The sequence below is a fragment of the Brucella sp. HL-2 genome, assembly GCF_025846885.2.
GTDB classification, from domain to species: domain Bacteria; phylum Pseudomonadota; class Alphaproteobacteria; order Rhizobiales; family Rhizobiaceae; genus Brucella; species Brucella quorumnocens.
The window spans coordinates 46,893-53,257 of record NZ_JAOYTK010000028.1 but is presented as its reverse complement, the minus strand read 5'-3'; the positions used below and the strand labels follow the sequence as shown (position 1 = coordinate 53,257).

The window sequence follows — 6,365 nt, the reverse complement described above, 5'->3', positions numbered from 1 at the left end:
GACGTTCATACTGTCGGCGAGCGGTTTCAGTCCAGGTCATCGTGATCTCCATCGTATGTCAGAAATCCGATTGAATCATAACCCACTGAAATCGCTCAACCCTTTTTGGAACAGGCTCTCAAACGCAGACTTTGGACATTCAGCATAATCAATGATGCAATAGAAAATTTAAATAACCGTGTTCTAAATATCTATGAAATGACAGCCAATTAATTGTTAGCAGAATATATTTAAATATAAATTGCATGTAAATACAGTAATATTTAGTTGGATGAATATAATATACTATTAAATAGTGCCAGATTTGTCACATAGTTATTTATAATAGTCATTCTCTATAAGTTGTAATTGAGATTTACGACAGATTCATTCTATCAGTCGGCAGTGTTAATTATTCAGATTTGCTGGAGGCATATCAAAATGACTATTAAGGGTTTTCTTCTGGGTTCAGCAGCAGTCATTGCAGCGGGAACTGGCGTTGCTCAAGCCGCTGATGCGATTGTTGCACCAGAACCAGAGGCCGTTGAATACGTACGCGTTTGCGATGCATATGGTGCAGGTTACTTCTACATCCCTGGAACAGAGACTTGCCTGCGCGTTTCCGGCTATGTTCGCTATGATGTGACTGGCGGCAACGATGTATATGGCCGCGGATTTACTGATCGCGACGGTGCTGCTGTTGCCAGCGACGGATACAAGCGCAAGACCTGGGACAACAAGGCTCGTTTCACACTCCGCTTCAGCACGGCTTCGGAAACTGAACTCGGCACCCTCAAGACCTATGCTGAAACCCGCTATGACTGGGGTAATGGCGAAGAAGGTGCATCCGGCTCACTGCGTTATGGCTATATCCAGCTCGGTGGTCTGCGCGTTGGTCTTGATGAATCGGCATTCGTGACCTTCCCTGGATATCTTGGCAATGTCATCAACGATGACGTGATCCTTGCAGGCGGTTATCGCACCGGCCTCATTAGCTATACCTTCAATGGTGATAATGGACTGTCCGCTATTCTATCGCTTGAACAGGGTAACAACGTCGATACCGATAATGCATACGGTTATGAGGGCGTAATCAAGGATTACACCCCGCATGTCGTTGGCGGCGTGAAATACGAACAGGGCTGGGGCAAGATCGCAGCCGTTGCAGCTTATGATGCACGTAATGAAGAATGGGCAGGCAAGCTGCGCGGCGACGTGAATATCACCGATCGCTTCTCGCTCTGGGTCATGGGCGGTTACAAGTCGAATAAGGACAAGTACTTCGACGTGAAAGACGGCTCCGGCAACGTTGTTGGCCAGGTCCGTGCCATCAGCAGCTTTTATGGCACTTGGGGTGGCGATTGGGCTGTCTGGGGTGGAGCAGCGTTCAAAGCAACCGATCAGGCTACCTTCAATGCACAGGTTGCCTACGATGGTAGCAGCACGTTCGCAGCAACCGCTAACGTGGCCTACGAACTGGTACCGGGCTTCACCGTTACTCCAGAAGTTTCTTACACCAAGTGGCAGGACGACAAGTCTTACCTCAAGGGTAAGGACGCATGGCAGGGCATGGTTCGCTTCCAGCGTTCTTTCTAATAAATATGTTGGCCGTTACATTGCGTAGCGGCCAATATACGAAATTTCATAATAATTAAATTCCAAGTCACTAAATTTAATACAAATATTATCAATATATATTGGTATTATACGCGATTAGAAATCTAGATATATTGAAATACCATTCGACGAAGTAGAAGGACTGCTTTGTTAATTCAATCTGATCTCCAGTCAGAAGAATGGTGGCGGCGGACTTCGGTCCGCCGTCTTTTTTTTATTGACGAAATTTAATTAGAGCACATCCCGAAAAGTGTGAAACGGTTTTTGGACAAAGGTGCACGCTAGAACAAAATGTTAGAGCGCTGATCTGGACCAATCAGATCGAAACGCGCTCTAAAGCGGTGATCAAAAGAAAAGGCCGGATCAAGATCGGCCTTTTTCTGTGAGAATGACGCTTAGCGCGACAGCTTCATGTGACGATTGACGTCCTTGTAAAGCAAATAGCGGAACTTGCCTGGTCCACCTGCGTAGCAAGCCTGTGGACAGAAAGCGCGCAGCCACATGAAGTCGCCTGCTTCCACTTCCACCCAATCCTGGTTGAGTCGATATACGGCCTTGCCTTCGAGCACATAAAGCCCGTGTTCCATCACGTGGGTTTCTGCAAACGGAATTACGCCTCCCGGCTCGAATGTGACGACGGTCACGTGCATGTCGTGACGCAGGTCGTTCGGATCGACAAAGCGTGTTGTGGCCCAAGCACCATTGGTGTCCGGCATCGGCGTGGGTGCGATGTTCTTCTCGTTAAGGAAGAGAGGTTCTGGCACATCAAGGCCGTCGACATGCTCATAAGCCTTGCGTACCCAATGGAAACGGGAGACGGCATTGCTGTTGTTGCGAAGTCGCCAGCCACTTTTCGGCGGCAGATAGGCATATCCACCTTCGGTCAGCACATGGTCTTTACCTGCGAGCGTGACTGTTACTTCGCCTTCGACAACAAACAGCACGCCCTGTGCGCCATCGTCCAGCTCAGTGCGGTCGCTGCCGCCGCCCGGCTGCACTTCCATGATATATTGCGAGAATGTCTCGGCAAAACCTGACAGCGGGCGGGCGATGATCCACAACCGCGTCTTTTCCCAGAAGGGCAGGAAGCTTGTGACAATATCGCTGAACGTGCCTTTGGGAATGACCGCATAGGCTTCGGTGAACATCGCGCGGTCTGTCAGCAGCTGCGTCTGTGGCGGCAAGCCACCCGTCGGTGCATAATAATTTCGGCTCATCGGTCTTTTCCTAATCAGTAAAGTGTCTCTGGAAGAATGTCTTTGAGCCGTAGCAGCGCGATGCGCTCGACCTGTTCGGACGCAGTTTCCAGCTCGGCAGCTTTCGTATTCTCGACGCGCCGTTTGAAAGCGTCGAGAATTTCCTTTTTGTTACGGCCTTTAACCGCAATGATGAAAGGAAACCCGAATTTCTGCGTGTAAGCGTCGTTGAGTTCGGTGAATGTCTTCCGCTCGTCGTCTGTCAATGCATCAAGACCGGCAGAAGCCTGCTCGGCGGTGGATTCCGGCGTCAGGCGTTTGGCTGCCGCAAGTTTACCCGCAAGATCGGGGTGCGCGCGCAACACACCGAGCTTTTCGTCGTCGGATGCCGCACGGAAAGCGCGAACCAAAGCTGTGTGAAGGCCGGAGGCTGAATCGGCCAATTCAGTCAGGCGCGTGTCATAGGCACGTTCGGCAATCCACGGAGAGTGCTCAAAGATGCCGCCGAAACGGGCGACAAAATCTGCCTTGCTGGCCTTGGATGGCATAACATCGGTCGATTTTGGCTTGTGATGTTCATGCCAGTGGCGTGCAATGTCGACGCGTTTGGCGATCCAGACTTTGTCGTGGCTCTGTACGTAATCGAGGAAACGCTCCAGTGCTGCCGCGCGTCCCGGACGACCAACCAGACGGCAGTGAAGGCCAATCGACATCATCTTCGGCGCACCTTCTGCACCCTCACGGTAAAGCACGTCGAACGTATCTTTGAGGTAGGTGTAGAACTGATCGCCGGAGTTAAAGCCTTGTGGTGTTGCAAAGCGCATATCATTGGTGTCGAGCGTATAAGGCACAATGAGATGCGGACCTTTCGGTCCCTTGACCCAATAAGGCAGTTCATCGGCATAGGAATCGGCGGAATAGAGAAAGCCGCCTTCCTCCATCACAAGCTTGAGCGTGTTATCGGACGGTTTGCCCTGATAAATGCCAAGCGGACGTGAACCGGTAATTTCCGTGTGCAAGCGCACAGCTTCGCGGATGTGTTCACGTTCCACTTCCTCGGGAACATCCTTATATTCCCACCAACGCAGGCCGTGGCTGGCTATTTCCCAATCGGCTTCCTTCATGGCGGCTATGGCTTCGGGGTTCCGCTCCATGGCGAGCGTCACACCATAGACCGTGACCGGCATATTGCGTCGCGTGAATGCGCGCCACAAGCGCCAGAAGCCGGAGCGCGATCCATATTCGTAGATGGATTCCATATTGAGATTGCGCTGGGCTTTCCATGCCTGTGCGCCAACGATCTCGGAAAGCAGGCATTCAGATGCCGGGTCGCCATCGAGAATGCAGCTTTCGCCGCCTTCTTCGTAGTTTACGACGAACTGCACGGCGATATTGGCTCCACCCGGCCAGCATGGGTCTGGTGTGTTGCGGCCATAGCCAACCAGATTGCGCGGATAACTCATATGGAATTCCCTCAGTTTTTGTCTGTTTTGCCCATGATAATAAAGATTTACGCGGACCATTCCCCCTCAAAATTTTGAAAGACATCCAACGATTATCATCTTTCCCAAGACACGAAGTCGGTAAATACTCAAAATAGGGAACGAGTGCGGTTTGCAAACTTCTATGGTTTGACCAGAATAAGCCGCACTAAATCAAGTGCTTGCAACGGTTCCAATCGTGGGATCGAGAGAATCGTACAAGCGGCAGGAGTACAAATGGGTAGGCAAATAAGCGGTCAGGGCCGATTGACGACGCATGTCCTTGATACGGTGAGCGGCAAACCAGCAGCAAATCTCCGCATTGAATTACGCCGCATCGAGAATCAGCAGGCTGAAACTGTGCGCGAAATCCGCACCAATGCGGATGGTCGCTGCAACGAGCCACTGCTCGCAGGCGATGCGTTACATACTGGTTCATATGAGTTGCTTTTCCATGTTGGTGAATATTTTGGAAAGAGCGATGACGTCGTGCCATTTCTGGATGTCGTGCCGCTGCGCTTTGGCATTTCGGATGAAAAGGCGCATTATCATGTGCCGCTTCTGGTTTCGCCATTTTCCTATTCAACCTATCGCGGGAGCTAAGCGATATGGGTCAAGCCGTCAGACATAGTATCCGCTTTCTGCTGAATGGCGAGACGGTTGAACTCGACCGCGTTTCGCCAACCGAAACCTTGCTCGATTATCTGCGTCTTTCTTGCAAACTACGTGGGAGCAAGGAAGGCTGTGGCGAAGGCGATTGCGGTGCATGCACAGTGCTTGTCGGCAAGATTGTGGATGACGAGCTGATCTATGAAAGCGTGAATGCCTGCATCCGGTTTGTCGGATCGCTCGATAGCTGTCATGTCGTGACTATCGAACATTTGCGCGGGTCGGATGGTGGCCTGCATCCCGTGCAAAAGGCGATGATCGATTTTCACGGCTCACAATGCGGCTTCTGCACGCCGGGCTTCGTCATGTCGCTTTATGGCCTCTGGATGCGCAATCCAAAGCCCGCAGACGCGCAGATCGAAAAGGCGTTGCAGGGCAATCTCTGTCGTTGCACCGGCTATGAAGCCATCATGCGTGCAGCCCGCGCAATCTCCGAATACGGCACACTGATCGACGATCCGCTTGCGGCTGAACGCGCGCAGGTTATCAGCCAGTTGACGGCCTTGCGCGACGGCGCGCGGGTTGAAGTGGGTAGTGGTAAAGATCGTTTGGTCGTGCCTGCCAGTCTCGATGATTTTGCCACTGTTTATGCAGCCGAAGCCAAGGCAACAATTGTTGCCGGTTCTACCGATGTCGGCCTTTGGGTCACGAAAATGATGCGCGATATTTCGCCGGTCATCTTTATCGGTCATCTCACTGAACTGCGCACCATCAGCGAGGGAGACGGCGTCATCTCTATTGGTGCGGGCGTAACCTATACGGAAGCCTTCTCCTTCCTTGCAAAGCGCATTCCGGCTTTGGGAAGCCTCATCAATCGCATTGGCGGCGAGCAGGTGCGCAATATGGGTACCATCGGCGGCAATATTGCCAATGGTTCGCCGATTGGCGATACGCCACCGCCATTGATTGCGCTGAACGCGAAGCTCACTCTGCGCAAGGGTACGGAACGCCGGATGATTCCTTTGGAAGAGTTTTTTATCGCCTATGGCAAGCAGGATCGCCAGCCCGGCGAGTTTGTGGAAGCCGTGCATGTGCCGGTGCCGCTCGAAGGCAGCCAGTTTGCCATTCACAAGATTTCCAAGCGTTTTGAGGAAGACATCACGGCAACGCTGGGTGCCTTCCATCTGACACTCGATAATGAGGGCAAGGTTGCATCCATCCGCATCGCCTATGGTGGTATGGCGGCAACACCAAAGCGGGCATTCAATGTGGAAGCAGCACTGACGGGTAAACTATGGGACGAGGAGAGCGTTGAAGCAGCGCTTGAATCCTATAGCCTCGACTATCAGCCTCTAAGCGATATGCGCGCGACGGCTGATTATCGCTTGCTGGTCGCCAAGAATTTACTCCGCCGCTTTTATGCTGAAACGCAAGGGCAAGCCGAACCTTTGCGCGTGCCAAGCGTTGAAGCTGCATAGGGAGG

General features: G+C 52.0%; 5 protein-coding genes. 3 read left to right on the top strand and 2 right to left on the bottom strand.

All coding sequences use genetic code 11. From position 1 onward, the window contains the following. Nucleotides 1–420 precede the first annotated feature (420 nt). Nucleotides 421–1,575 carry a porin gene (locus OIV19_RS20080; protein WP_095446070.1) on the top strand — a complete coding sequence of 385 codons (1,155 nt, stop codon included), beginning with the start codon at nt 421–423 and terminating at the stop codon, nt 1,573–1,575. 416 nt (nt 1,576–1,991) lie between these two features. Here OIV19_RS20080 and OIV19_RS20075 read toward each other — a convergent pair whose 3' ends face one another. Both OIV19_RS20075 and puuE read right to left on the bottom strand, forming a co-directional pair. Further along, nucleotides 1,992–2,813: a bifunctional allantoicase/(S)-ureidoglycine aminohydrolase gene (locus OIV19_RS20075; protein ID WP_095446071.1), complete on the bottom strand. Its 822-nt coding sequence runs from the start codon at nt 2,811–2,813 to the stop codon at nt 1,992–1,994. A gap of 14 nt (nt 2,814–2,827) precedes the next feature. Then, the gene (gene puuE, locus OIV19_RS20070) at nt 2,828–4,255 is read right to left on the bottom strand and encodes an allantoinase PuuE (protein ID WP_151096039.1); all 1,428 of its coding nucleotides are present in this window, start codon (nt 4,253–4,255) and stop codon (nt 2,828–2,830) included. A 255-nt stretch (nt 4,256–4,510) separates the two neighbouring features. Between puuE and uraH the strand changes: the two genes are divergently transcribed. Together uraH and xdhA are read left to right on the top strand one after the other, a co-directional pair. Then, entirely contained in the window at nt 4,511–4,876 is a 366-nt protein-coding gene (gene uraH / locus OIV19_RS20065) for a hydroxyisourate hydrolase (protein WP_095446073.1), read from the top strand. Between the two features lie 5 nt (nt 4,877–4,881). Next, nucleotides 4,882–6,360, top strand: coding sequence for a xanthine dehydrogenase small subunit (gene xdhA, locus OIV19_RS20060; protein ID WP_264233307.1), 1,479 nt, complete (start codon nt 4,882–4,884; stop codon nt 6,358–6,360). Nucleotides 6,361–6,365: the final 5 nt, after the last annotated feature.